Source organism: Acidobacteriota bacterium (assembly GCA_016196035.1).
In the GTDB taxonomy this organism is placed as follows: Bacteria; Acidobacteriota; Blastocatellia; order RBC074; family RBC074; genus JACPYM01.
Map to the genome: position 1 here is coordinate 1 of JACPYM010000043.1, position 25,458 is coordinate 25,458.

Consider the following 25,458-nt stretch of genomic DNA (forward strand, 5'->3'; position numbering starts at 1 on the left):
CGCAGGCACAAGCCAGCGACGAACCGTTTGTATTTTCGCTGGCAACGCAAAAACAAATCGCTTTCAATGAACACTTTATGGCAGAGATTTCTGCCAAGTACGCTTACGACCTAACTTGCTGGAAAAATCACCCGGCTTACGAAGAACTTAGGACCTACGGCGCTTTAGCTGCCTGATTTCTGTTCACAGTATTGTTATAGGGAATGTGCCGTAATTTTTCTGCTTCTTTTAAGCCGGGAAAATCAGAGTGAATTCTGAACAAATCAATCATCGTCGTAAAGAAGACATCAGATCGTTTCACTTGTTTGAGAAATCGTATGATGTCATTTTTCATTGGTAAATACCTTTCTCCGCCACCTCGATGTCCAGCCCCTTTTTTCTTAGAAACAAGGATGATTTTTTCTACGATCAACCCATGTTGAGTCAAGTGTGGGCTTAATACAGTATGAGCAAACGTTTGTTCTGTTTGCCCCTCAGCAAATAAGTAAAGAGCAGCCATTAGTGCGGTCCTCCACCAATGACATTCTTTTCCCACACTTCACCAAGGCTGTAATCGTCAAGCCAACCCTCCAGAACTACAGGGTCTAACCGTCCAAATTGCGACGCTTTGCCTTCTCGATTTACAACAATCACGTCTTCAAGCTCAAAATTATCGAGGAAAGAACTAGATTGGGTGCTAAGGAAAACTTGTGTGTGATGTGAAGCTTTGCCGAACATCGCAGCTAAGACGTTTAGGGCATACGGATGAAGGCCAAGCTCTGGTTCATCTACAACAATAAGGTCTGGCAGTTCATCTTCTGGCTGCATTAACAAGGTAACAAGGCAGATGGCGCGCAAAGTGCCATCCGAAAATTGATGCGGGCCGAATAGCAAATCCGACCCCTTTTCCCGCCAGTTCAGCATGACATCCTTCTTGCTGGGACCGGCAGGCTCAAGCTCAAAATCGCCGAAAAATGGGGCGATAAGACGGATCGTCGTGACGATGCGCTGGTAGGCCGAGCCACCGTTCTCTTCACGAAGTCGCAGGAGGAATGCCGCGAGGTTGGCGGCATCCGGCAACAGCGGGCGATTGTCGCCAATGTAACAGTATTGGCGAACCCGCGCCGTGGGCGACGTATCATGGAAATGGTACACGCGACAACGGTTGAGTAAATGCCGGAACGCCTTAGCCGTGGGCTCCCCTTTATCTGCGGCTTCGCCGATTCGTGTTTCCTGATGTCCTGAACCCAACGGCACAACCTTTGGAGCTTTGAGGCCTGTTCGCAGGAACCTCAACGTTTCATCAGCAAAGATGAGTGTATCTCCCGCAGCATAAAACAGACGCATGTCGTAGGTGTCTATCCCGTTATCAACCTCGAACTCCAGTCGTGCCTCCATCTGCGGCGTTACCTTGGGGCCAAAGTGCAAGAGGGTTTGAGCACGCCCCGACGTGCCGATATAGGTCTGGAGACGCCCGCCCATCATCTCGTTAAGCATCTTGAAAAACGAGACGAGATTGCTCTTACCTGCTCCGTTCGCTCCAATCAAGACATTCAGGGGGCGTAACTCAAGGTCTATCTCTTTAATTGACTTGAAGCCTTTAATGATCACTCGTCGTAACATAGGTTTTCCTGTGGAAACTATTCGACGTCCCGAACTACCGCCGATTGCCGCCACTGCCATCACCAATGATCTGGAACCCGCTGAATACGCCACAAAATGTAGCGTGCATCGGGCGCAAAACTCAATTCAAGCAGCAGGACGCAACTGCTGCCGCAACAAATCAGACGCTAGACGACTCACCGTCACACCTTCCTGACTCGCCTTATCAGCCAACGCCTTCTGCAATCTCGACCTCAAAATGGCGCGCCCGCAACTCGCTCTGCACTTCCACCATGCGGAATTCGTTCAAGTAATCCGTCGTGTCGTGAGTATCCCAAAACTCGGCGGCTTCTTCATAACTGTCGAACTGCGCCGGAGTCGGCTCAACGACTTTTCCGTTCATTGAAATATCTCCTTTCTGCTTCGGTCATATCACGCGCCAAAATCGGCAATGCGGTCTGGTCCGGCTTGCGCACAAAGAAAACGACGAGATAACGGCCTGCGTCCGCTTGCCCATAAGCCAAATACAAATCTTCACCGCATACTTTACCCTTTTCCCAAAAACGAATGTGAGGTCGCCCGAAGAGCACCTCTTCAACTTCATCCGTCATCACGCCGTGTTTGGCAGCCAGCTTTTCAACATATTGGCTTTTCCAGAGGATTTCGTAAAGTTCCACTTTGGCCTCCGTGGCTGATTAACAATGCGCTTCGCAAAGACTCTTGGTTATCACTTGAGCTTGTATTCAGAGCCGTGATCAATTTGCGTATCGAAAGCAAAATTGATGGGCTTGGCTCGCTACACTAATGAAAACTCCAAGCATTCGCCCCCGCGAAGCTGCCCCCACCGCCCCAGCAACGAGCGATGTTCGGCGACGACCTGCGCGCAAAACTCCGGCGTCAAATAATTCGGTTCGGCCAAAGACAGCAGCATCAGGTACTCTCGCAGCTTGCAGCAGACTTCCTGATAATCGGGCTCCGTATTGGCTATGCCTTGAAGCGCCGCCACCACGATTTCTGTGCTCTGGATTTCTCCTCTGTAGCTGGCAGCGGATTCCCGTATCGCCTTCGGGATCAGCGCGGCCAAGTCCGTTCCCGCTTTGACCATGCCGAAGAAGGAATCCTGCAAATTGGCCGTGCGCTCGACTACGAAATGCATCAGGTCGTGTTTGAAATAGCTGCGAAATTCGAGGCTGGCCGCCGTCTTTGAACTATCGTTCCTGACACATTCCAGGCGGTACTGTTCGGGCGATTCTTTGATAAAGCGCACCTGCATGAGGTTTTCCTCTTTTACTTCAACGGGAGGGCGACAGGCTGCCCGCTCGCGGCTGAACGCTTTGCTGCCTCGACGATCTGCATCACGTTGACGTTGAAATCGCCCGCGACGACGCCTTCGACCAGTTTGTTATTACGGATGCAATCCACGAAATAGCGAATCGGTTCCGCGCGCGCGCCTTCCAGCGTTCCCAACTCCAACGGCTTTTTCTCTGTGCCAATCACCAGTTCCAGCGTCTTCGGATACTTCATCGCGACGCTGCCTTTATTGCCGAACACTTCCACATCATAGAACGAACGCGGCAAATCCCAAGAGCCTTCGGTGATCGCGACTTTGTTGTCGCCATACGACATCAGCACCGTCGCATTTGTGTTCGACGGATAGGTTTCCGGTCGTGTGTGCGTCGTGATCGCGTAAACCGTTTTCGGCAAGCCCAAATACCACAGCGCCCACTTCGCGCCGTAGCAGGTGAAATCAATCAACGCCCCACCGCCGCGCGCTTCGTCCTTGAGCCATTTCAGGAAATACTTTTGCTTGATGCTGCCGGGTTCAAAATTGCCGGGGCCGCCATGTCCAATCACCGAGCGCACGCGCCAGACGTTGCCGATGTCGCCGCGCATCGCGACGTCGTGCGCCGTGTAATTTTCCGGCCACCAAGCCATTTGATAATTCACCATCAACTGAATCCCGGCTTGTCTGGCAATGGCCTGCATCTGCTTTGCTTCGTCGTAGGTCGCCGACATCGGCTTTTCAAACATCACGTGGATTTTGCGCGCCGCACAGGCTTTCGTGACTTCCAGATGCCGATCATTTTCGACAAACGACCAGACCACTTCCGGCTTCTTTTCATCCAACATCTTGCCGTAATCGGCATACACCGGCACGCCCGGCACCTGCGTTTTGATGTAATCGCGCAGTTCCTGATTGCCGTCAGAGATGCCTATGATTTCGATCAAATCCCCGCTCTGATGCATCTGATTCAGTTTCGTTACAAAGCCCCAGCAATGCGAATGGACTAAACCGACAATGGCGATTTTGGTGCGTTGGGTGGATTGTGCGTTGCCGCCAGAAGTGAGGCAGACCAGCACAAGAGTGATGACGAAGAAATTGATTTGCCGCATAAGAGTGACCTTTAGCTTTACGCAATAATGTCGCGCACGACATTGCCATAGACATCCGTTAGCCGAAAATCTCGCCCCGCATACCGATACGTCAGCTTCTCGTGATCGAGTCCAAGCAGGTGCAGCACCGTCGCGTGCAGGTCGTGAATCGAAACCGGATTCTCGACAGCCTTGAAGCCGAATTCGTCCGTCTGGCCATACGCGATGCCCGGCTTTACGCCGCCACCCGCCATCCACATCGTGAAGCCGTAGGGATTGTGGTCGCGGCCATTGCCTTTTTCGGAAACCGGCGTGCGCCCGAATTCGCCGCCCCAGATGATAAGCGTGTCTTCTAACAAGCCGCGTCGTTTCAAGTCTCGAAGCAAAGCCGCCGAAGCGCGATCCATATCGGGGCAGCGTTCGCGCAAGCCTTTTTCTAAGTTCTCGTGATCGTCCCATTGCTGGCCGGGGCCGTGCAGTACCTGGACGAAGCGGACGCCGCTTTCGACTAGACGGCGTGCCATCAGACAGCCATTGGCATACGGCGTTGTGCCGTATTCGGCGCGGATGGATTCGGGTTCTTTGCGAATGTCGAAAACGTCGAACGCGGTGAACTGCATGCGATAAGCCTGCTCCATGCTCTTGATGCGGCCTTCGAGGAAGGTGTCTGCGCCAAAAGAGGCAGCGTGGGCTTTGTTCAGCGCCTGAATCGCGTCAAGTTGTTTGCGCTGGGCGTCGGCGTCGAGGTCTTTGTTGCGCAGAAACTTGATCATCTTTTCGGGATCGGTTTCTTTGTTATTGAAAAGCGTGCCCTGATATTGCGCGGGCAGAAAGCCGGAACTCGTCCACAGCGTACTTTCCGCAGGCGTGAGCGTGACGAACGCAGGCAGGTTTTGATTGTCGGTGCCCAGGCCGTATGAAATCCACGCCCCCATTGTCGGGCGCATCGAAGCCATCGCGCCGCTGAAAAACAAATTGCGCCCCGGTTCGTGATTCGGGATGAAGCTGTACACCGAACGAAGCACGCAGATGTCATCAATTGTCGCCGCGAGATTGGGCAGCAGTTCGCTGACCTCGATGCCGTTCCTGCCGTATTTCTGAAACTTGAACGGCGAAGGCATTAGGCCGCCGGTTTTGCGTTCAGTGCGCAGGTCTACGGCAGCGGGGCGTTGTCCGGCGTATTTGGCCAGCGCGGGCTTCGGATCGAACGTATCCATCTGCGACGGGCCGCCCGTCATAAACAACAGGATGACGCGCTTGGCTTTGGGCGCGAAATGCGGGCCGCTTAGGTGTGGCGTATCGGCGCGGGCGATGAGATCAGTCAGCGCGATTGAACCGAGACCGCCACCAAGGGTTGAGAGAAATGAGCGTCGTGAAAATTGATCAAGTTTCATAAGCAATAGTCCACACGGTTAGCGTCCAATTGAATAGCTCAACCCTGAGCCGAATTTGAAAAGTGGCGCCTTTGAATCGTAGGGCAGATCTTCAAGCTGTTCGCGCACCGCATCCATTGATGACGGCAATTCAAACGGCAGCTTGCCTGTTGGATTGAATTTGCCCATCAACACATCAAACAAGGCTTCATCGGTGACGCCAAACGTAGCGAGCAACGCGGCGGATTCATTTGCTAATTCAGGAATCACATACGGGCTGTCGAATTGCATCACGATGATCGTGGGTTTCTTTTGCATCAGGGCGCGAACGGCGGTGAGGCGTGCCGCCGGTATGGTCAAATCAATGGGCTGACCGCCACCACCGGGTCTGCCGCCGCCTGCAAAACCACCGCCAGGGCCACCGCCGCCAGGGCGTCCTCCAACTGCGCCTCCGCGCCCGCCGCCGGGGCCACGGCCACCGCCGCCGGGGCCGCCGCCAGCCGGATTCACCCGCACGATGCAAACGTCAGCATCATCGGGATTGTTGGTCGAGACATAACCAAACTGCGCCGCGACCGCAGCGTCCAAGCCTTCGACATACATGCGGACGCCTTTTTTCAGCGGCAGGATGTTGTTGGCATTTTTCAGCAGCACGATGGATTTGCGCTGCGCCAGATCGGCTTTCTCCTGAAATTCTTTTTTGCGCACGGTGCGCTCGGCTTCTTCAGGATTGGCGTAGGGGTTCTCAAAAATGCCGAGGCCGAAATACACGCGCAGAATGCGGCGCGCCGACTCATCAATGCGGGCTTCGGTCAGTCCACCGCTTTTGACCAGTTCGACAATCAGTTCCGGCGTGGCGTCGCCGCCGATGCGATCTACGCCCGCTTCGATGGCTTTTTTGTAGCGATCTTTGACGCTCAGATTTTCAACGCCCCACGGCATGCCGGTGGAAATGCCGGTGTCAGAATTCACGACGCCCGTGTACCCCAGCTTATTGCGCAGCAAATCGGTGATGATTTCTTTGTTGTAGGCCATGCCGAGATCTTCGCTCGTCATGCCTTTGGGCACGGCGTAATACGGCATAATCATGGCTGTCCCGGCGGCAATCGCAGCCTTCCACGGCTGCAAGTGGTATTCGAGATTTTTGCCTGGATAGACCTGGTTTTTACCATAGGGGAAATGCGCATCCTGCCCGTCATCTGCGGGGCCTGCGCCGGGGAAATGTTTGGTCGTCAGCGCGACACTATGCGGCCCCAACTTTTCGCCCTGAAAGCCGCGAATCAGCGCCGTGATGATCTCTGTCGTCAATTTCGCGTCTTCGCCAAACGTTTCGCGAAAGCGATTCCAGCGCGGTTCTGTCGCCACATCAGCCGTCGGATGATAAGCGCCGCGAATGCCGACCGAGACGTATTCCTGCGCGGCAATCCGGGCAAATTCTTCGACCAGTGCCGTGTCGCGCATCGCGGCCAAACCCAGCGGGCCGGGCCATTGCGAAAACGCGTTGCCTGCTTCAATGATGCCGAAGGCGTTCTGCGTGCCGTAATGGTTGCGCGGATTCGTGACAAAGATGACGGGGATGCCCAGCCGCGAGCCTTCGGCAATTTGCTGCACACCGTTCAGCCAGTTCGCCATCGTTTTGGGTGGGAGATTTTCTCGATTGATGAACTGGCGAATGTGGCGTCTATTAACCGCCTCCGTCGTAGCAGGCACGTTCAGCATCACCGGCCCCGGATTGAAAGGGTTCACCCCATAAACCGCTTGCTCGTTGACGGTGCCGCCAGGCCCGGCTGACAACGTCGGCCCAACCATGAGACCGGCTTTTTCTTCGATGGTCATTTGCGCAACCAGATCATTGACACGCTCATCAATCGAACGCCGCCAGTCTTCATAAACATCCAGCTTGCCGTTTTTGTTCAAGTCTTTGAAAAGCAAACCGTTGAGTTGCAGGACATTCACAACACGGGCATTGATGACAGGTTGTGGCGTAGCAGATTGAGAAAAGCCAACCGCATCGGGTGAAACAATTAAGAGAAGTGAGAACACAACTCGACAATAGATTTGCATAGTCAGATTCATTGAATAAACCTTTAGCCCTTTCTGATTACGGCCAAAACACATCTTCATTCGTAGCCAATAACACCTGCGCAAATTGTTCGATAGTTGCGCCGTTCAAATAGCTCAATGCCACTTTGGTTTCCGCCGCGTTCGGATCACGCAAGAGGATTTTGCGATATAGACTGCGGACGCGGGTTGCGGTATCGGCGTCTGCCTCGACTGTCTTCGCAAGTGCGTTACTGAGTTGCTTGATGAACGGGCTATTTAGCACAAACAGTTCCTGCAACGGCGTAATCGTTAGGCCGCGTGTCGGGCTGTGCTGAAACGGATTCGGAAAATCATATAGGCGCAAAATGTCGCTGGTGCCACCGCGATTGATGCGCCCGTAAACCGTGCGCCGCGTGTTGTCCAGATTATCCAGGTTCTGCGATGGCCCATACATTTCCAAATTCAAACTGCCTGCGGCTTGCAGCAGCGAATCTCGGAGCGCTTCGGCATCCAGACGGCGCGTATTCATTCGCCAGAGCCATTTATTCTCTTCGTCAATTGCGACAGCATCGGTGCGCGGCTTGCTGGCTTGGCGATACGTGGCCGACAGCATAATTTCCCGATGCAGCCATTTCAGCGACCAGCCGTTCGCCACAAAGCGCGCGGTCAAATCGTCCAGCAATTCGGGATGTGTAGGCCGTTCGCCACGATCCCCAAAATCGCTGGGCGTGGCGACCAGATGCTTGCCGAAATGCCAGCCCCAGACGCGGTTGACGATTACGCGGGCAGACAGCGGCGCGGCATCGGTCAGGATTTTCTCGGCTAATTCCAAGCGACCGGAACCGCGTTTGAAAACCTCGTTCGGATTTTTTGACAGCACGGTTAAGAAATGGCGCGGCACAATCTCGCCGGGCGCAGCCGAGTTGCCGCGACCAAAGACGGGCAGGTCACGCGCGGCACCGGGTTTGATCGTCAGCGGCGTGTAATCGGCATACGATCCATCCGAATCCATCGCGGCATCATGCACGGCATTGATGAACGGCGCTTTGGCTTCCTCTTCGGCGCGCTTGGCGGCGGCGGCAGCAACGACTTTCGGGTCGGGTTTGGTCTTGGCCGCTTTGGCCTCGGCTTTGGCGGCGCCGATGCGGATGACGGATTCAGCCAGTTCAGGATATGGTTCCTGCAACGCCTTCATCTCTTCTTTCAGCTTGGCGATTTCGGCGCTGCATTCGGCAGCTTTGGGCTTGGCAATGGTTTGGTCGAGCGTTTTTTCTCCCGTCAAAAACCCTAGCAACCCATTCAATTCCGTGACGCGATGACGAGCGACCAGATATTTCGTTTCGGTGGCTGGGTCAATCTCGCGTAACGGTCGAACAGCGGGCGAGGTCGAAGCAAATACACCCGCCAGCGCGTAGTAATCTTTCTGCGAAATCGGATCGAATTTGTGATCGTGGCAACGCGCGCACGCGACGGACAAGCCGAGCATGCCGCGTCCGACGGCGTCTACGCGCTCGTCCCATTCTTCCAGCAGCAGGTTGTCAATCAACTCTTTCGACAGCTTCTTTTCTTTCCACTCCGACGGAGCCATGCCCAAATAGCCCAGCGCGCGCAGGTCATTGCGCGACGTGCCGGGCATCAGGTCGGCGGCGAGTTGCTGTTTGATGAAGCGATCATACGGCAGGTCGTTGTTCATCGCCTCAATCACCCAATCGCGATAGCGCCAGGCATACGGATAGGCTTGGCGATTGCCGCCCGTGTCGCCGTTTTCGGCGTAGCGCGCCACGTCCAGCCAATAACGGCCCCAACGTTCGCCGTAATGCGGCGAAGCCAACAGGCGATCAAGCAGCTTGTCATAGCGCTGCTGGTCTTTGTCTTTGACATAGCTTTCGACTTCTTCGTAGATGGGTTTCAATCCAGAGAGGTCGAGATAGGCGCGTAAAATCAGCGTGCGCGCATCGGCTTCGGCAGAAGGCGTGAGTTTGTTTTGTTCGAGTTTGGCGAGGATGAAACGGTCAATTTTCGTGCGTGCCCACGCCGCCTGTTTGACTGGCGGCGCAGCCATTTCGCGCACGGGCTGAAACGCCCACCACTGCCGCCCTTTGTCGAAATCAATCCCGCGAAGTTTGGCTGGCGCAGTCGCCGCGACCGCATCCGTGCGTGGATCAGGCGCGCCTGCCGCAATCCATTGCTCAAAGTCGGCAATCACGGTGTCCGGCAACTTCCCCGCAGGTGGCATTTTCAAGATCGGATCGTTGTAGCGCAGCACGCGCAGCAACAGGCTCTCCGCTGGCTTGCCAGGCACAATCGCCGCGCCTGACACGCCACCTTTCAGCAGTCCGGCTTTCGTGTCCAGCACCAGCCCGCCCATCGGCTTTTTCAGCTTGGACGAATGGCAGGCGTAACAATTGTCAGCCAGGACGGGGCGAATCTTTTTCTCAAACAATTCATCGCCTGGCGACAAAGCCGATTGCGCACTCATGCGCCCTGCGGCAAAAGTAAGCAACGCCAGCCAGACGAATGTTAGTTTGCATTGTGTGCGCGTCATCTTATGCCTCCCTCCGGCGCGATCAGATTCGGCCATTCGGTCAATCAGCCTTTAGCAGTGTGTTGTCGGTCTGTTGAAGACGGCTCGACAGCGGGCCAAACGACGTGCGGCGCTCAGCCCTAATACGCGCTTACTTCGCAGGCGCGGGTGCGGCAGGCAGCATATTGCGAATCGCGGTGATCTGCCAAACCTTTCCACTGCGTTTCAGCACAAAGGTTGTCCACATGCTACGGGTCGCGCCGCCCGCCAGCCCCGTCAGTTCGTAGCGCCCATCAGCGATAGCGACATCCGCCGTCACGAAGCGCACGGCTTCCACCGTGATCGTGCGTTTCCCGCCCGTGCTGGTCGAACTCGCCAGCGTGCCACGCACCACGGCTTCGCGGCCTTTGCGCCATTCGCCCGACGACACCAGTTGATCGGCATCGCTGGTGAACAGTTGCTCGACCGCCTTGGGGTCAAGCCGCTCGCGGGCGTCAACGTATTGCTGGACGACCGCGCGAATCGCGGCTTCGTCATTGCCGCTGGAACTCTTTTGGGTGAACCACGGCGTGCTGGTGACGAGCAAAAACAGAAGCGCAAATTGAATGTACATGAGACCTCCAAAGTCAGTAGCAGTACGGGGAGCGTCAGCGACCTGAGCCTCGGCATCAGGCGGTTTAGCTGCCGTTCACTGCATCAATTGCCAAAGCTCAGGTCGCTGACGCTCCCCATATTGTTTTGCTTAATTGCTCAGCCGATACAAATGCGTCTGGCTGCGCACAAAGATCGAACCGCCCGCGACCGCCAGCGAAGCCAGCGTCGGCCCGTCCAGTTGATTGCGCGCCAGTTCTTTGAATTGCTTGCCCGGCGCAAGCACGACCGATTCGCCTTCTTCGCTCAAAAAGTAAATCCGCCCGTCGGCATAGAGCGGCGAGGCCGAATGATTGCCGCCCAGCCGGACTTGCCAATGCGGCGTGCCCGTCTTGGCGTCCAAACAACTGGCGATGCCGTTGTCGCTGACCAGATACAATTCGTCACCCACCAGCAACGGCGAAGGCGTCAGCGACACGCCGCGTTTGAGCGTCCACGCGACGTGCGACCGCGTCACATCGCCCTTGCCATCCACGCGCACCGCCAGCAACGACGGTTGCATAAAGCCGGTGCAGAGATAAACCAGCCCGTTGCCAAACACCGGACGCGGCACGTTGGAAAAGCCGTCGCCATAGCTCACGTTCCAAAGCTCCCTGCCCGTGCGCGGTTCATAGGCGAACGTGCGAAACGCGCCCGGACTGATGACTTGATCGCCCGCCGGCAAGCGCACGACCAGCGGCGTCGCGTAAGCCTGCGCGCCTTCGCGGTATTTGCGCCAGCGTTGTTTGCCGGTCGCCTTGTCCAGCGCGACGACGTATTGCGTGCTCTGCCCATCGCAATTCACGATCAGCAAATCGTCGTAAAGCACCGGCGAACCGCCCGGCCCATGCTGCCCGTTGTCGTAATCGAGTTTGGTTTTCCAGACGATCTCGCCTGTTTGCGTCAAGCAGGCCGTGCCGTGCGCGCCGAAATGCACGTAAACCTTATCGCCTTCCAAAATCGGCGTCGGCGAGGCCAAACTATTCTTGGCGTTCAACGGCCCGCTGGATTTCAACCGGAAGAGTTCAATATTTTGCAGCAACGCGCCCGTGTTGCGGTCTACGCACAGCACCCGCAACGTCTTGTTCTCTTCCGTCGTCAGCCAGATGCGGTCGCCTTGAATCGCAGGCGAAGACCAGCCCTTGCCCGGCAGCGCGGCTTTCCATTTGACGTGACGGGTCTCGCTCCACACCAGCGGCAACCCGCGTTCGGCGGAATGGCCTTGCCCCGAAGGCCCGCGAAATTCCGGCCAATCGTCAAAACTGAATAACAGCGCCAACAAGAGCAATGTTTTCATGGGAGATGTTCCTGTGCAGTTACGCTTTGGCCGCCGAACCCAGCCGGTTACGCTTGCCGATCAAAGTTTCGATGAATTGTTTATTGCGCGTGAAATCAGCCGCGATGTTTTTGCTGGGGCACGAAGTTTCAAGCTGCGCCCATTGATCGAAACCGATGTCGGCCAGCACGTCAATCACCGCCGGGAAGTTGATGACGCCGCCCTCGCCCAGATATTTTTCCCACGGCGTTTCTTTCAAGTGCATTTCGCAAATGCGGCCCTTGCCCAGCCAGCGAATCTCTTCGACGACGTTGTAACCTTCCTTCGACGAATTGCCTACGTCGTAATAGGTTTTGATGGCGGCGGATTTGCTGCGCTCCATAATGGCGGCGTTCTCGCGCGCCGAGATCGTGTTTTCGAGACCGAGAATCACGCCGAGCTTTTCGGCTTGTGGAGCCACGTTGCGCAGGATGTCAGCCACGCGGTCTTGTTCGGCCTGTTGCTTGATCGCCCATTTGCCAAAGAACGGCACCAGAATCACACGCACACCCAACGCCTTGGCAATCGGGATGCACTCAGCCAGCCACTTCTCGCCCAGCGGATCGGATTTCAATCCATTCGTGTGCATGATTTCCAGGCACAATGAAGTAATTGCCACACCCTGTTTTTTCGCCTCGTCCAAATACTGTTTCTGCAACGCCGACGAACTGAGCGGCAATTGTGTAATCGTCTCGCCCCTCGGCGCGTGGCCGATGCTGATTTGCACGCCGGGGAAGCCGATCTGTTTGGACAGCCCCACCGCACCCAGTTTGCCTTCCTGGCTCAGGCTCCAATCCGGCGCGGACAATTTGAATTTCACGCCTTTGGCGGCGGCATACGCGGCGAGTGATTCTGTGCGTGTCATCGTTTGCGTCAGGGCCAGCCCCGCGCAGGCGGCGGTTCCGGTTTGCAGAAAGTTGCGGCGCGTTTGGTTCATGGTGTTGTGCCTCTCTCAAGTTTTGTCAACGAATCAAGCCTCATGGCGCTTCAAGCGGCAAAGTAGGCCTGCCCGCTCATCCATTTGAAATCGTAGTAACGCTGAAGCGTCGGAAAATCTTTGTTGTCGGAGACGACGATGACGCCAGCTTTTTTGGCTGAAACGGCGATGAGTACGTCGCGGATGAGGTTTTGTTTTTCGGCGTGACTGAGCGCTGGACGTGAGCGCGTTGGATGTTGGCGGCTCAGATCGCTGAGGTAGTGGTTGAGAATACGTCCGGCTGTCAGCCAAGCCTCGCGGTCGGGAATGAGCAAACGGCCTGCTTTCTCAAGCCGTTTGCATTCGGCTTCCATCAGCTTGAGTTCTTTGCCGCCGTTCGCGCCAGCCATGCGTTCCTGCCAAACGACAATCGAAAACCAAGCGGCGTCGCCTTGCGCGGAAATCGCCGCGCGGTAGGTGATGTAGGCCGTGGTATCAAAGAGCACCTTCGACAATTTCACGCATCAACCCGCCTTTCTGATAGTTTTCATAGGTGTTGCGCAGGTTGATTTGAAAAAGCTCTTCATTGCTCAAACGGGCAATGGCCTTGTCGAATTGCTTTTCGGGAAGGGCCTCAAGCCATTGGCGCAATTGCTCGATGTAGCCCTGAAACTTCTGCAACTCATCCGGCGTGCGGAAGTTTGCCTGTGGCCCGCGCGGACGGCGCGGTTTGGCAAGGAGATGCCCATTTCGCTTTGCCGCAGTTCCGTTTGTGTGTCCGTTTTGTTTTGCCATAACTACCTCCTCAAATTGCCGCCGCATCATAACACGCCCTCGGCGGCATTCAGTTGCGTACCAGCGAGGTGGATTCAGAGCTTTACTGTTTCTTCCACTGCAAAATGCGCGCGTGGATGTCGTCAATGCTGGCGTCGTCCCAGTATTCTTTGATCTCCGCCACCGCATCGCCTTTGCCACGTTCGAGCGGCACGACGAATTGGGTGGCTTGCGGCAGCCCCAGTTGTTCAACCAGCACTTTCCAGCCTTTCCGCAGCAGGTCGCCGGTTTCATCGGGTAAGGTAGTTGTAACGCTCATTCGAGTTCTCCTTTGTTCAATTTCTCCGCAAAGAGGCGCGGGTTCATCGCCGAAAAGTAAGCTTGGCGTGATGATGGCGTCAGGCGGCGCTAACAGCGCGCCTGTTTCATTTCGGTAACCTGCCGGTTACAGGAAAGAAAGTAGCGCGCGCCGCCAAGCATCGCCAAAGCCACGTGCAATGCATCGCGGGGACGAATCCGGCAACCGCTTTCAAGCGCTCTTCCAAAATTCAACATCATCGCTTTCAAACTTGCACTCTTTGCCGGACTTTCGATTGAAGAATGGCCTGTGCTTGCGTGTATAAGCGCACATTCTGTCCTTCTTTATCCGATAGGCAGACGACAAGCGCATAAGCCTCTTTCTCAGCGGAGACATCTTTTCCCCAAGTGTTGTCTGTTCGCGTCACGACAACATAAGGGCGGTTGCTTTGGCGGTTGTCAGTAACCTGGCTCAGTTTCCAGGTACAAGCCTGAACCGTCCCTTTCGAGCGTGAAGTCGCGCTGATGTTTTGTTTGAGCTTTAGCTCCGGAATACTCGGACACTCCTGGCTTGAAGTGTTTGCGTTGAAAGCGACAGCAGCAGCATCCAGACTTGAAGCCTCAATCAGTTTGAACTCAATGCGACCCGCTTTGTAATCAATCCGAGTAGTTCTGACGGCAGGCGTGTAAGCGAGCGCCACCGTAATTTCGCGCGTTCGTGTTGGCCCGCCATAAAAATCTTCTGGAATAGGGATCGCGTAAAAATGATGTTTGCGATCTTCAATCGTATCTTCGGCTAGTAAAGTCACCTGCTGTTGAGTCGAGCGAAATAAACATTCAGGCGATATCTCACCATAGCCACACACCTTCCACAATTCTTCACTCTCAAGCAGGCTGCTCCACGATTCGTGATGCCTAGCGTGCGCTACAAGCAGCGCACGTAGTAGATTGGGGCTGGCTTGCGGCAATTCTCCCAACAGTTTTGCGGCAAGATGCGCGATGTGCGGTGCGGCTTGACTAGTTCCTTTACGCTCTTCAACCAAGTGACCCGAAGCAAAACCGATGGACGTTGACAACTCCTTCAACCCAATATCTGTGAAGCCTCGCGATTGAATATTGAACCCAGTGTTCCCACCAAAGCTGACAACCTCTGGCTTTACTACACCATTAGCCGATGGTCCGCACCGAGTGAAAGGTGAAGGCTGACGATGCCGGGCTATCGGGACAACGGCAGGATCATTTGGGTAGCGCTGGCTATAGAAGGATTGATCGTACCGCGCCAAGCTACCGACCGTCAGCACATTCAGTGCGGTAGCGGGATCGAATAAACGAGCGTCATCGGAAGTAAGGTAGCTGGGGTAGTCCTTGAGCCAGTCTTGCGGAACAGCCTCAGTTCCATCGAAGTTACCGGCGCAAACAACGAACAACACCCTTTCTTCGCGCGCAAGAATGTCGAGCATAACTGCCAAGCCTCTGATGTGGCCTCCCTGATAAGGTTTTCGCCTATCTCCGAACGAGAGGTTGAAGACCTTGCAGCCATAATTCGTTTTGAAATAGCGGACAGCCGCAACAATCTGATTTTCCACGAATCCAGTAACATTGTCGCCGGAATCATCAAGGATGCGTCCGCTGAACAACCGCAACTCCGGCACAAAGCTGTCGCTGACCAAACAGGCTTCCACATCATCGTAAAGCGCAATTCCGGCGACGTGTGTTCCGTGGCCTTCAGTATCGGAAGCAGGAAAGCCAGGGATAAAGCTTTGTGCGTCGCCAATGGCGGGTCTCAGCAGTGGATGGTTTTCAGCAATACCACTGTCCAATACCACAACGCCAGGAGCATCGCTCGGCGGTGGCGAAACGTCAGGGAGGCTCATCACGTCAACTTGCAACAATTGGCGATCAAACCCGTATTTTGGCGGCAGATCAACCATGCGCACGTCTCGGTGATCAAGCAGAAGTTTGACTGCCTCAAGCTTGCCGTGAACCCGGTACAGGATGATCTCCGGCTGGCGCACCTGATCAAGAACGTTGAGGTTGTTCTGTCGCAACCATTCTTCAAAGGCTTCCATCATTGCCTTCCGGTCACTGCCTTTCAGCAATGGCCATAGTTCTACGTCCAGCACGACGGGATCAGTGTTCGGAAAACCTTCCGTTTTCAACGCCCAGCCAGTGCGATTCTCCGGCGTCCAACGATCGAATGATTGCATCCCGTAAAACAAAGAGGCGCGAACCGGAGTGCCGCCCCGTGACATCGTTGTCAATCGCGCCTCGAACTCTTCCTGCCCTTTTGCATCGGCGAAAGTCAGTACGACTTTTTCATCTTCTTGGCTGATGACTTCAACACCCGGGATGGCTGCCAGATTGTCGGGCTGAAAACCTTTGTTGACTTCAATACGCAGCAAACGACGGTCGTCGAACCCGCCGACCTCGGCCACTGGTGCATTCAATGTTTGTTGTAGGGTGTGCAGAACTCTCGCACCGTGCTCCTGCGGGTTTGCCGGCTTGGGACGTTGGGGCGGGTTTCCAGGGCGTTTGGGATTGACTGGTTCCTCACGAACGATTGGCAAATGAGGATAGGCTTCAGGCATTAACTACTCCTTTGGTGTCGCATGCTCCTTGTAGATTTGTTTCGGGTTTGCTCACGCTGGAGCGCATTTTCCAGATGCTGGATTTGCAGGAATTCTTGGCCTTGCAAAATCATCTCTTTAATTGCGTGTCGCAGCACTCTCTCCACATCAGCGTGCGACAGCCCTTTGAAGCGAGAGGTGATTTTAGCCGCTCTTGGATCGAAATCCCGTCGCACACCGCGTAACTTCATTTCCAGTAAACTCTGCAACTGTCCCAGCGTTGGTAAGGCAAACACCAGCACCTCTTCAAATCGCCGCCAGACGGCTGAATCAAGAATGGCCTCGTGGTTGGTTGCCGCAATTAACACGCTGCGGGTCTCGCAGTTGTCCATCATTTGCAAGACGGCATTGACAACACGCTTTAATTCGCCATGTTCAGATTGATCCGAGCGCTCCTTGGCGACAGCGTCAAATTCATCAAAGAGAAGCAACAGCGGCGTCGTTTTGGCAAAGTCGAAAACCTTGCGCAGGTTGGCGGCGGTCTCACCGAGAAACGAAGAGATCAGGCTATCCATCCGCACAATCGCCAGTGGACGGCTCAACTCCGCAGCCAGCACTTCAGCCGTGAGCGTCTTTCCACAGCCAGGCGGCCCATGGAAAAGCAGGCGGTCAACTGGACGCAGGCCATAACTCTGCAAAACTTCTGCGCGGCGATGCTCCAGTAAGATTGACTCGATTAGCGCGCGATTTTCGCCAGACAAAATCACATCATCAAGATTGCGAACAGGCTCTCTGATTTCCAGCAGCGGCAGGCCGCGCTCGCGGTCAGTGGGAACGGTTTCAGAAAGGCGGCGCAAAGTGAGTGGTGCGGCTATTGGTCTCCCGTACAAAATCTTTTCCAAGTCGTTAGCCAGCAAGTGATGCTGTTTTTCGCGCTCTTCGCGGATGACCTCTTCTGTTACAAGGCGAAAGGCGTCCATATCACCACTGGTACCGCTTTTGATTAACTGACGCAAGGTTCTTCCGCTGGACATGCTGGTTTCCTTTCTGCTGGCATTGTTTCTATTCTAACGGCCCATTGCGAGGCGGTGCGCACAAGTAAGACACTGATTCATCAAAGCGCAGATGAATTCCTCGTATTCAAGTGAGCGAGTTCAAGTGGTTCACGGCGTGCGGCTCGTTTAAAGACTTCGGAAAGCGGGCTATGCGCAATCAGGTTGCGCATCAACTCTTGATACTGTTGACGGCGCTGTAGCCAGTTTTCATACGCCCCCGCCCAATCGCTCCAATCCAACACCCATGCGTCGTCCGCCAGTTCCTCGCCCGCACGGTAGGCTTCGTAAAACGTTGCGGACAGCACGCCGTACTTGCGCTCGTAATTCTCAAGATCAGCGTCCAGCGCGTGAATGTCGCGCACCACTTCAGCAATTCTCATTGGCGTCATTGGTTTGCTCCTTGCGGATCAAAGTTTCAGGCACGGCGATTATACGGGCGGCAATCCGAACGACCGATCCGCGCGTCTACCTGGCGAAGATTTCTTCCTTGCGCTTGATGACCAGCCGCTCTTTGGTTTCGATGTCGGCGACGAGTTGGCGAACTTTCTGTTTGGAGCAAACCCGCAACTTCCAAAGCGCGCGTAATACGTCAAGCAGGTCGAAAACTTCAACCCCTTCCGCGCGGCAGTAATTTCGTGCGCGCCGGTCATTGGTCACGAAGGCCGCATTGCGTGACTGACAAAGCACAATGGATTCGGCTTCACCTGTATTGAGCGACATTGGCAGCCGGGAGGCCGCCACCACTTCTTGCGCCGTCAGCGCCAGCAGTGACAACTTGCCGTTCTGAATCAGCGCTGTTGCCGGTTGCAGGAACTGACGCCCTTCGCGCAACCCGACGATGAGTTCAGTGTAACCGGCTGGCGTTACGCCGAGTTCATCCGGGGCAAACAGCGCGAATAACAAGTCCATCTTATCGAGGAGCGTGAACGTGCCGATGATGTTGGTGGCGAGCAGGACTATGGCCGTCGCCTCCGTATGCGCTCAACTGCTTCATCCAATTCTTTGGCCGGGCGGGCTTCCAGCGTCACTGGCTGCCCGCGTTGCGCCAGCAATTCCTGCAAGCGCCAGCATGTCATGCCCGCCATTTCAGCCGCGCGTCCCAGCGTAATCTCGCCATCCAGATAGCGCCGGATGGCCGCTTCCACGCGCAATTGCGGATTGACGGCCAGCAGCGTCTGCACCGCTTCGCGCACTGCTTCGGCCTCGTTGACAAAGCAACCCGCGCGAATGATGGCGGCGAGGTCTTGACCAGTTTCGTTCATTGTTTCTTTGCTTACGGCGCTTGCCATCAAAGCTGCCTCCATAGTTTGCTCCTTGCAGATCAAAGTTTCGGACAAGACGATTATAGGTTGCGCCCAATCACACCGCCAATAGCAATGTGCTGCGCAAAGAACGAGAGCCGCGCAATGCGTGATTGCGCGGCTCTCGTCATTCGCCTCAGCTTATTGCTTCCGCTGCTGTTTGCCTCCCGTTGTCACTGGCGCAGCGGGTGCATCCGTCTTCCGCTGTCCCCAAACCGGCGGTGGCGGTTCGATGCTCATTCGATTGACCGGCTTTTCTTTCAGCATCCGCAATGCCTCTTGCACGGCGCGTTCGAGTTGCGGGTCGTGACCGGCGATCACATCCTTCGGCCAATTCTCGACATCAACATCGGGCGGCGTGCCAACGTTTTCAACATCCCATTTGCCTTCGCGTGTGAAGAAGCCGCCACGCGGGGCGATCATCGAACCGCCGTCAATAAACGTGGGCGTATCCGCCGTGTGCACCAGGCCGCCCCAAGTACGTTTGCCGACGAGCAGGCCGATTTTGCGATGGCGGAACATCCACGGCATGAGGTCGCCGCCCGAACCGGCCATTTCGTTGACGATCATGACCTTGGGCCCCCAGATGCCGGCTGACGGGCTGGTGAAAGGGTAGCGTTCGCCCGCGACGTTGTTGAAGTAGCCGTCGAAATCGCGCTGCAACACGTCAATGATGTAATCCGCCGCCGAGCCGCCGCCATTGTAGCGTTCGTCAATCACCGCGCCCTGCTTGTCCTGTTGCGCGAAGTAATAACGATTGAAGCTGGTGTAACCGGGCTGTCCGGTGTTCGGCAGGTGCACATAAGCCAGCTTGCCGTCGGAGAGTTTGTCCACCATGCGGCGATTCGCCTCGACCCAGGCGCGCGCGCGCAAAGCCTGTTCAGTCGTGGTCGGGATGACCGTGACCTGCCGCGCGCCTTCGATTGACGGACGGCTGTTGACGGTCAGCACGGTTTGCCGATTCGCGGTGCCGTCGAGCAGGCGGAAGATGTTGTCGGGCGCTTTCAATTCGACGCCGTTGATGGCGAGGATGAAATCGCCGACCGCGACCTCTACGCCGGGCGCGTGCAGCGGGGCGCGCAAGTCGGGGTTCCAGCTTTCGTTGTCGTAAAGGCGCGTGATTTTGTAGCGGCCTTGTTCGACGGTGAAATCAGCGCCGAGCAAGCCGCCGGGTGAATTCGGCACATCGGGCATGTCGCCGCCGCGCACGTAAGAATGGCCGATGGCAATCTCAGCGCCCATGTTGTCGAGCAGATAATTCAGGTCGGCGCGATGATTGACGTATGGCAACAGCGCGCCGTACATCTCGCGCATCTTCGGCCAATCGCTGCCGTGCATGTTCGGCACGTACAGGTAGTCGCGTTGATTGCGCCAGCCTTCGTTGAAGATTTGTTTGAACTCTTCTTTCGGGTCTAGGTACATCCGCAACGCGACGTTCAAACGGCCTTGGCCCGGTTGCGGCGGTTGCCGATCTGCATCCACGATGAACAGTGAGGGCGCAGGCGCTGCGCCAAATCCACCGCCGCCACGTCCGCCACCGCCGCCACCGCCGCCCGCGCGATAGACCAGTTTGTGGCCGTCCGCGCTGACATCGTAAGTCGCTACACCCGTGACAAAGGGCGCGGCGCGGCGATCACTCAGGCGGAAACGATTCAAGGTGCTGCCACCACCGCCGCCGAAGCCGCCACCACCACCGCGTCCGCCGCCGCCCGCCGATTCGAGGTAATAGACGGTGCCCGCGACGCCCGCGCGCAATTGCGAGTATTGCCGTTCGGGCAGGCCCGGCACGGCGATGATGCGTTGTTGCAGGCCATCGAAATCAATCGTCACCGTAGCAGGCTGACGCGGCGCGCGTGGCGTTGCCGGGGCCTGATCGCCTTGCGCGTTGTCAGTCGGAGCCGTAGGCGGAGCCGCGCCTAGTGCACCGCCGGGGCGGCCACCGCGACCACCGCCATTCGGCGTTCCACCTGGATTCGCAGGCGCGCTGCCGACGCCTTGGTCTTCGTCGCTCTCAGGCAACAGCGGGCTGGGCTCGCCTTTTTTGAGCACGGCAAAATACAAGCCGAAATTTTCGTCGTGGTCATACGAGGTCATATCCAACCATTGCGACTTCAACCCGAAATCCGTCGAAGCAAAGAACCACAGATACTTCCCGCTCGCATCCCACGCGGGCCAAACCGAATCGGCCAACGCATCGGTGACTTGCTTCGTCTCGCCCGTCTCGACGTTGCTGACAAAGATCGCGTGATAGAGCGAACGCAAGCGGCTGGCATACGCGACCCATTTTGAATCGGGACTCCAGACAGGGTTGACCGTGCGCGTCGGCACCATCCACGGGTCGTTGCCGACGATCTTGGCTTGGCCGCTGGCGACATCGAGCACCCAGACTTTCAGATTCGTGTCGGTGTACAACAGCTTCTTGGAATCAGGCGACCACGACGCCGTGTAGTAATGCGTCGGATTGGGCAGCGCAAGCTCGCGCGGCGGCGTCAGGCCGTCTTGCGCTTCGATGACGAGTTTGTATTCGCCCGACTTGTCGCTGAAATACGAAATGAACTTGCCGTCGGGCGACCACGCGGGATCGCGTTCGGCTGACGCGCTCGAATTGCTGAGATTGCGAATGTCGCCTTTCTCGGCGGGAATCGTGAAGACTTCGCCGCGCGCCTCGACGACGACGCGCTTGCCGGTGGGCGAGAGGGCGAGATTGGTCATACGCGCGGTCACGTCTTCCCAGCGCGGCATCATCCACGGGAAATCGCCTGCCGCCGAGATGTTCACAACGTGTTCCTTGCCTGTCTTGGCGTCGAGTTCGTGAACGTAGCCCGCCTGTTCAAACACCACCGCACCCGCGCTCGCGTCAAGCGCCTTCACATCGAAATCAGTGAAGCGCGTGACCTGGGCCAGCTTTTTGGTTTTGGTTTCATACGACCACACGTTGGCTACGCCATCGCGGTCAGAGATGAAGTAAACCGTATCGCCGACCCACGCCGGGTCTACGTCTTTCGAGTCTGTCCACGGCGGCGAGACCAGATCGTAGCTCTTCAAATCCACAATCCAGATTGGGCGATTCTGGCCACCGCGATAATTGCGCCGCTCTTCGTCCCACGAATTGTTCATGCGATACGCGATGCGCGTGCCGTCGGGCGAAAGCTTGCCTTGATAGCCGCGCGGCAGCGGCAATGGCTCTTCCACGCCGCCGGTCGCGGGAACAGTCCAGAAACGCGGCGCGCCACTCGGTGCCCACGTCGCGCGCGCCGAAGCGAACATGATTGCCTTGCCATCCGGCGTCCAGCCCTGCACGGTGTCTGCGCCCGGATGCCACGTCAACCGCTTCGGCTCACCGCCTTCTGCCGGGACGACATAGACATCGAAGTTGCCCGCATATTCGCCGCTGAACGCCAGCCACTTGCCATCGGGCGAAAAGTGCGGATTCGAGGTCTGCCCTTGAAAGCTGGTGACGCGCCGCGCCGCGCCGCCCGCGCGTTCGACCGTCCAGATGTTGTTGGCGTAGGCGAACGCGATCTGCGTCGCGCTAACCGTTGGTGTGCGCAAGAGGCGCGTGGGCCCGGCAGCCGCGCGGGTGTTGAATGTTTTCAGCGCGCCGAACGCGAGCAAGGCGAAGGCGAGCAGGACGAGTGACAAGGTGCGTTTTGACATGGTGGCGACCTCCGATTGAGTGGTTGGAGTTGAATGTGCTTGGTTGCTGGTCTTCATGACTGATTGAGCGTGCTCGGCGTTTCAACAATCTGCACCTAGGCGTTGCTACGAATTCCCCGAAGAACTACACTGCCGCTATGCACGCAATCGAATTCATCACGAACCTGACCGCTGACCCTGTGCTGGCGATTCCCCCAGAGATAGTCGCACAGCTTCCCAAAGCAGGGCAGGCGCGGGTCATCGTTTTAACCAACGGCGATACGGATGACACGGAATGGCGCTTGGCTGCCTACGAACAGTTTATGCGCGACGATTCGTCCGAGGATGGCGTTTACGATACTTATTGAACCGTGTTTGGCGAAATTTTCCTCTGCCAACTCCCCTTCACCAACGGCGCGGTAAGCAAAGCGCGTCCGGTGCTGGTGCTTTTCGATTTACCACAAGACGCCGTGATTTGCCGCGTGACCTCGGTGTTACACGCTGGCCCGCTAGACCTTGCGCTTAGGGATTGGGCGCAGGCAGGCTTGGCAAAGCCTTCCGCCGCGCGGCTTGATCGCTTGGTGACAGCGGAAAAGACGCTGCTCACTCGGCGGCTAGGTCAACTCACCGCGCACGACGAAGCCGCCGTTCGCGTGGCGTGGAATCAGCACATGAAGCTGTGAGGCAAGCCTTGTTCACCGCAACACCTGCTCCCGCATCCGCCACAAATTCGTCGCCGTGAAAGGCTCACCGTCAAAGGCGATCTGCTTCACCGGCTTGGCTTGCTGCTGCAAATAGTCGGTCACGTTCATCCAGCGAATCACGCCGTCTGAAGTGCGAATGACCAGCATCACCGGATATTCCTGCGCCTGCTAATAGTCGGCGTGGCGCGGTTTCTTGATCTTGAAGACTTCGCGTCCGTCCTTGCGCTGTTCCAGATAGGAATCGCCCGATTTCAATTGCAGGTAAACACGCCGTCCGCTGGCATTGCCCTCGCTGTCTTTGAATTCGATCTCGCCGTCAATGCCCCAATCCGAGTTTGCCGTAGGCCGAAAGATTTGGCCCGCTTCGCCCGCAATCGCGAAGGCGTGGCCGAGCAGAATCAATTCGCGGCTCTCGTTGTCAATCGCGCGGCGCGCTTGTTCGTCCAGCGCGCGCACGACGGCTTGCGTCTCTTCCGAAGCGAACTTCTGCTCGATCAAATCCCGCAGCGGAACCCATTGCATGCAATCAACGCAAACAATCTCTTTCTTCCCTTCGGCGAGTTTTTTGCGAACCGTTTCGTGATTGGTCACGGGCGTGGCGCAATGGCCGCACACGTAATGGCGCGTGCGCAACACGTCTTGGTCTTTCGCCTTCAAGTGGTCATGGGCTTAGAAGAAATGGGGCGGATGAAGTTGACCTGGGTCTCGACCGCTACGCCCGGCGCGCAATAGACGGTGAGCTCGCCCGCGCCTTCTGACTTGCGCGTCAGCTTCAACCCGATGCGTTGGCCGCCGCGCTGTCCTGCTGCCGTCTTGAAATCGGCGGCGAAGCGCCAGAGTTGGTCTTTCTCGAACGCCGTCGTGTGATGCAACCGCACGACCAGCGTGGCGTAAATCTCATCCAGCATCCCGCTGAAGTTGTAAGTCACCAGCGCCGCCGGATGATCGCCTTGCGCGGGCCGCTCGCGTTTGAAATAGGACGGGAAGACGAGCAGCGAACCTTGCTCGGACGCTTCGCGCAAACACAGCCCGTGGTCCACGAAAGTCTGGTGCATCGCCCGCAAGACGATCTGCTCTTCGTCGCGCGGCAGCCGTTGCATGTCCTGATAATCCAGCTTCCCGTCGAGTACGTCTGCTTCGCGGATGCTGCCCAACTCGTCCGGGTGGGCGCGCACCTTGCGCATCACGGCGGCGGCGTAACCGTTGATGCGTTCGGGCTGAAGCAATACGAAATCGCCGAATTCCAATTGCCAGACCGCGCCGGGGCCAGCCAGCCATTATTTAAGCTGAATAAGCCTTAAAGGAATGGCTTTAGCGCTAAGAACTTTACGGATGCCAATAAATCACTTTTACAAACAATATCCAACAAGAAATATTCAGCAATACTGTGTGCATTTTTTTGGGGGGTGACAATGAAATAAAAAGGGTCGTTTGTCAGAAAGAAGGTGTCTACCAAAACTCCTTCTCTTGTCGCACGACCCGTGACCGTAGTCACGGCTACCTTAAAACAATTACCGGGGCTCGCCAAGCCGCAGCGGAAATTTATGGCGGCGTTGCTCGCGACGATATTGGCGCTGCGCGGACGCGTCAATTACCGGAATCTGGCGCGTAACGGCGCCTCTGGCGAGCGCCGTTACGCGCGCCAGTTTGCGCAGCCCTTTGCGTGGTTGGCGTACCACGCGCAAGTGCTTCGAGATGCCGTCCCGCGACGCATGAATTGATCGCCGCGCAGGATGCTTCGTTCATCCCGAAGAGCGGCCAGCACACGCCGGGTTTGGGCCAGTTTTACAACGGTTGCGCCGGACGCGCCGAACGCGGCTTGGAAATCAGCGCGCTTGGCGTCGTAGACCTGACACAAAAAGGCGCGTATGTCGCGGCGGTCACGCAAACACAGGCGACCGCACCCAAGTTGAAAAAAGAGCAGGCCGAGCTGACCCGGCTCGATCAGGCAATCGCACAAATCCAGGCGACGCGTCCGCACTTGCCTGCGCGTCTTCGCTATCTCGCCGCCGACGGCTGGTACGCAAAGAAAAAGTATGCCGACGCGCTCGGCGCGCTCGGACTCGAACTCGTCACCAAGTTGCGTAACGACGCGAATATGCGTTTTCGTTTGACCGGCGCACGCACCGGTCAACGCGGTCGTCCGAAAACTTACGCCGGCAAAGTCGACTGGCAAGACCTGAGCCGTTTTGAGCAGGTAGACACCGTCACGCCCGACCTCGCGCCGGGCGTGACGGTGTTTACTGCCGAGCTGTACCACTGCTCGCTCAAGCGCTGGCTGCGCGTCGTCATACTGGTTTGGTATACGGCGGACGGCAAACGTCATCACGCGATTCTGGCCACGACAGATTTGAACTACAGCGCTGCCG

28 protein-coding genes and 1 pseudogene are annotated in these 25,458 nt (G+C 56.6%); 4 read left to right on the forward strand and 25 right to left on the reverse strand.

The features are described from left to right. Window positions 1-154 precede the first annotated feature (154 nt). The 22 genes and pseudogenes from HY011_14445 to HY011_14550 form a co-directional block, all read right to left on the reverse strand. Complete coding sequence (locus tag HY011_14445) at window positions 155-499, reverse strand: DUF4276 family protein (protein MBI3424128.1); 345 nt, start codon at window positions 497-499, stop codon at window positions 155-157. Further along, window positions 499-1,602, reverse strand: a complete 1,104-nt coding sequence (locus tag HY011_14450) for an AAA family ATPase (GenBank protein ID MBI3424129.1) — start codon at window positions 1,600-1,602, stop codon at window positions 499-501. Before HY011_14450 ends, HY011_14445 begins: the two co-directional genes overlap by 1 nt. A gap of 126 nt (window positions 1,603-1,728) precedes the next feature. Further along, window positions 1,729-1,984 (reverse strand): annotated as a pseudogene (locus tag HY011_14455) (hypothetical protein). Next, window positions 1,965-2,258 (reverse strand): BrnT family toxin, encoded by a 294-nt coding sequence (locus tag HY011_14460; GenBank protein ID MBI3424130.1) that lies wholly within the window; start codon window positions 2,256-2,258, stop codon window positions 1,965-1,967. The pseudogene HY011_14455 and the gene HY011_14460 overlap by 20 nt, the downstream one beginning before the upstream one ends. A gap of 119 nt (window positions 2,259-2,377) precedes the next feature. After that, the gene (locus tag HY011_14465) at window positions 2,378-2,854 is read right to left on the reverse strand and encodes a hypothetical protein (protein ID MBI3424131.1); all 477 of its coding nucleotides are present in this window, start codon (window positions 2,852-2,854) and stop codon (window positions 2,378-2,380) included. A 14-nt stretch (window positions 2,855-2,868) separates the two neighbouring features. Further along, complete coding sequence (locus HY011_14470) at window positions 2,869-3,975, reverse strand: Gfo/Idh/MocA family oxidoreductase (protein MBI3424132.1); 1,107 nt, start codon at window positions 3,973-3,975, stop codon at window positions 2,869-2,871. Window positions 3,976-3,992: 17 nt separating this feature from the next. After that, window positions 3,993-5,348 (reverse strand): DUF1501 domain-containing protein, encoded by a 1,356-nt coding sequence (locus HY011_14475; protein MBI3424133.1) that lies wholly within the window; start codon window positions 5,346-5,348, stop codon window positions 3,993-3,995. Between the two features lie 18 nt (window positions 5,349-5,366). Next, window positions 5,367-7,391, reverse strand: coding sequence for a glycoside hydrolase family 3 C-terminal domain-containing protein (locus HY011_14480; protein MBI3424134.1), 2,025 nt, complete (start codon window positions 7,389-7,391; stop codon window positions 5,367-5,369). 37 nt (window positions 7,392-7,428) lie between these two features. Further along, complete coding sequence (locus HY011_14485) at window positions 7,429-9,915, reverse strand: PSD1 domain-containing protein (GenBank protein MBI3424135.1); 2,487 nt, start codon at window positions 9,913-9,915, stop codon at window positions 7,429-7,431. A 130-nt stretch (window positions 9,916-10,045) separates the two neighbouring features. Next, complete coding sequence (locus HY011_14490; GenBank protein MBI3424136.1) at window positions 10,046-10,507, reverse strand: SgcJ/EcaC family oxidoreductase; 462 nt, start codon at window positions 10,505-10,507, stop codon at window positions 10,046-10,048. A gap of 129 nt (window positions 10,508-10,636) precedes the next feature. Next, window positions 10,637-11,821, reverse strand: coding sequence for a PQQ-binding-like beta-propeller repeat protein (locus tag HY011_14495; GenBank protein ID MBI3424137.1), 1,185 nt, complete (start codon window positions 11,819-11,821; stop codon window positions 10,637-10,639). Window positions 11,822-11,840: 19 nt separating this feature from the next. Further along, the gene (locus HY011_14500; GenBank protein MBI3424138.1) at window positions 11,841-12,776 is read right to left on the reverse strand and encodes a sugar phosphate isomerase/epimerase; all 936 of its coding nucleotides are present in this window, start codon (window positions 12,774-12,776) and stop codon (window positions 11,841-11,843) included. Between the two features lie 50 nt (window positions 12,777-12,826). Beyond that, the gene (locus HY011_14505) at window positions 12,827-13,276 is read right to left on the reverse strand and encodes a PIN domain-containing protein (protein ID MBI3424139.1); all 450 of its coding nucleotides are present in this window, start codon (window positions 13,274-13,276) and stop codon (window positions 12,827-12,829) included. Continuing rightward, window positions 13,251-13,580: a hypothetical protein gene (locus HY011_14510; GenBank protein MBI3424140.1), complete on the reverse strand. Its 330-nt coding sequence runs from the start codon at window positions 13,578-13,580 to the stop codon at window positions 13,251-13,253. The genes HY011_14505 and HY011_14510 overlap by 26 nt, the downstream gene beginning before the upstream one ends. Before the next feature lie 52 nt (window positions 13,581-13,632). Further along, window positions 13,633-13,848 (reverse strand): hypothetical protein, encoded by a 216-nt coding sequence (locus HY011_14515; GenBank protein ID MBI3424141.1) that lies wholly within the window; start codon window positions 13,846-13,848, stop codon window positions 13,633-13,635. A gap of 89 nt (window positions 13,849-13,937) precedes the next feature. After that, window positions 13,938-14,096 carry a hypothetical protein gene (locus HY011_14520; protein ID MBI3424142.1) on the reverse strand — a complete coding sequence of 53 codons (159 nt, stop codon included), beginning with the start codon at window positions 14,094-14,096 and terminating at the stop codon, window positions 13,938-13,940. After that, the gene (locus tag HY011_14525; GenBank protein MBI3424143.1) at window positions 14,093-16,414 is read right to left on the reverse strand and encodes a S8 family peptidase; all 2,322 of its coding nucleotides are present in this window, start codon (window positions 16,412-16,414) and stop codon (window positions 14,093-14,095) included. Before HY011_14525 ends, HY011_14520 begins: the two co-directional genes overlap by 4 nt. Beyond that, the gene (locus tag HY011_14530) at window positions 16,414-17,427 is read right to left on the reverse strand and encodes an ATP-binding protein (GenBank protein ID MBI3424144.1); all 1,014 of its coding nucleotides are present in this window, start codon (window positions 17,425-17,427) and stop codon (window positions 16,414-16,416) included. Before HY011_14530 ends, HY011_14525 begins: the two co-directional genes overlap by 1 nt. An 80-nt stretch (window positions 17,428-17,507) precedes the next feature. Beyond that, window positions 17,508-17,828: a hypothetical protein gene (locus HY011_14535; GenBank protein ID MBI3424145.1), complete on the reverse strand. Its 321-nt coding sequence runs from the start codon at window positions 17,826-17,828 to the stop codon at window positions 17,508-17,510. 85 nt (window positions 17,829-17,913) lie between these two features. Continuing rightward, window positions 17,914-18,357, reverse strand: coding sequence for a hypothetical protein (locus tag HY011_14540; protein MBI3424146.1), 444 nt, complete (start codon window positions 18,355-18,357; stop codon window positions 17,914-17,916). A 47-nt stretch (window positions 18,358-18,404) separates the two neighbouring features. Further along, window positions 18,405-18,710, reverse strand: a complete 306-nt coding sequence (locus HY011_14545) for a UPF0175 family protein (protein MBI3424147.1) — start codon at window positions 18,708-18,710, stop codon at window positions 18,405-18,407. Window positions 18,711-18,890: 180 nt separating this feature from the next. Then, window positions 18,891-22,406 carry a PD40 domain-containing protein gene (locus HY011_14550; protein MBI3424148.1) on the reverse strand — a complete coding sequence of 1,172 codons (3,516 nt, stop codon included), beginning with the start codon at window positions 22,404-22,406 and terminating at the stop codon, window positions 18,891-18,893. Window positions 22,407-22,543: 137 nt separating this feature from the next. Between HY011_14550 and HY011_14555 the strand changes: the two genes are divergently transcribed. Together HY011_14555 and HY011_14560 are read left to right on the forward strand one after the other, a co-directional pair. After that, window positions 22,544-22,753, forward strand: coding sequence for a hypothetical protein (locus HY011_14555; GenBank protein ID MBI3424149.1), 210 nt, complete (start codon window positions 22,544-22,546; stop codon window positions 22,751-22,753). 3 nt (window positions 22,754-22,756) lie between these two features. After that, window positions 22,757-23,068, forward strand: a complete 312-nt coding sequence (locus tag HY011_14560) for a type II toxin-antitoxin system PemK/MazF family toxin (protein MBI3424150.1) — start codon at window positions 22,757-22,759, stop codon at window positions 23,066-23,068. A gap of 12 nt (window positions 23,069-23,080) precedes the next feature. Here the strand turns inward: HY011_14560 and HY011_14565 are convergent, their stop codons facing one another. From HY011_14565 to HY011_14575, 3 genes are read right to left on the reverse strand one after another with little or no spacing between them, the layout of a single operon-like run. After that, window positions 23,081-23,236 carry a hypothetical protein gene (locus tag HY011_14565; protein MBI3424151.1) on the reverse strand — a complete coding sequence of 52 codons (156 nt, stop codon included), beginning with the start codon at window positions 23,234-23,236 and terminating at the stop codon, window positions 23,081-23,083. A 21-nt stretch (window positions 23,237-23,257) separates the two neighbouring features. After that, the gene (locus tag HY011_14570; GenBank protein ID MBI3424152.1) at window positions 23,258-23,746 is read right to left on the reverse strand and encodes a DUF4365 domain-containing protein; all 489 of its coding nucleotides are present in this window, start codon (window positions 23,744-23,746) and stop codon (window positions 23,258-23,260) included. After that, window positions 23,743-24,336, reverse strand: a complete 594-nt coding sequence (locus tag HY011_14575; GenBank protein MBI3424153.1) for a hypothetical protein — start codon at window positions 24,334-24,336, stop codon at window positions 23,743-23,745. Before HY011_14575 ends, HY011_14570 begins: the two co-directional genes overlap by 4 nt. A 297-nt stretch (window positions 24,337-24,633) precedes the next feature. Between HY011_14575 and HY011_14580 the strand changes: the two genes are divergently transcribed. Both HY011_14580 and HY011_14585 read left to right on the forward strand, forming a co-directional pair. Further along, window positions 24,634-24,810 carry a hypothetical protein gene (locus tag HY011_14580; protein MBI3424154.1) on the forward strand — a complete coding sequence of 59 codons (177 nt, stop codon included), beginning with the start codon at window positions 24,634-24,636 and terminating at the stop codon, window positions 24,808-24,810. Continuing rightward, window positions 24,807-25,458 (forward strand): transposase (locus HY011_14585; protein ID MBI3424155.1); only part of this gene is annotated, 652 nt, incomplete at its 3' end. The genes HY011_14580 and HY011_14585, both read left to right, overlap by 4 nt.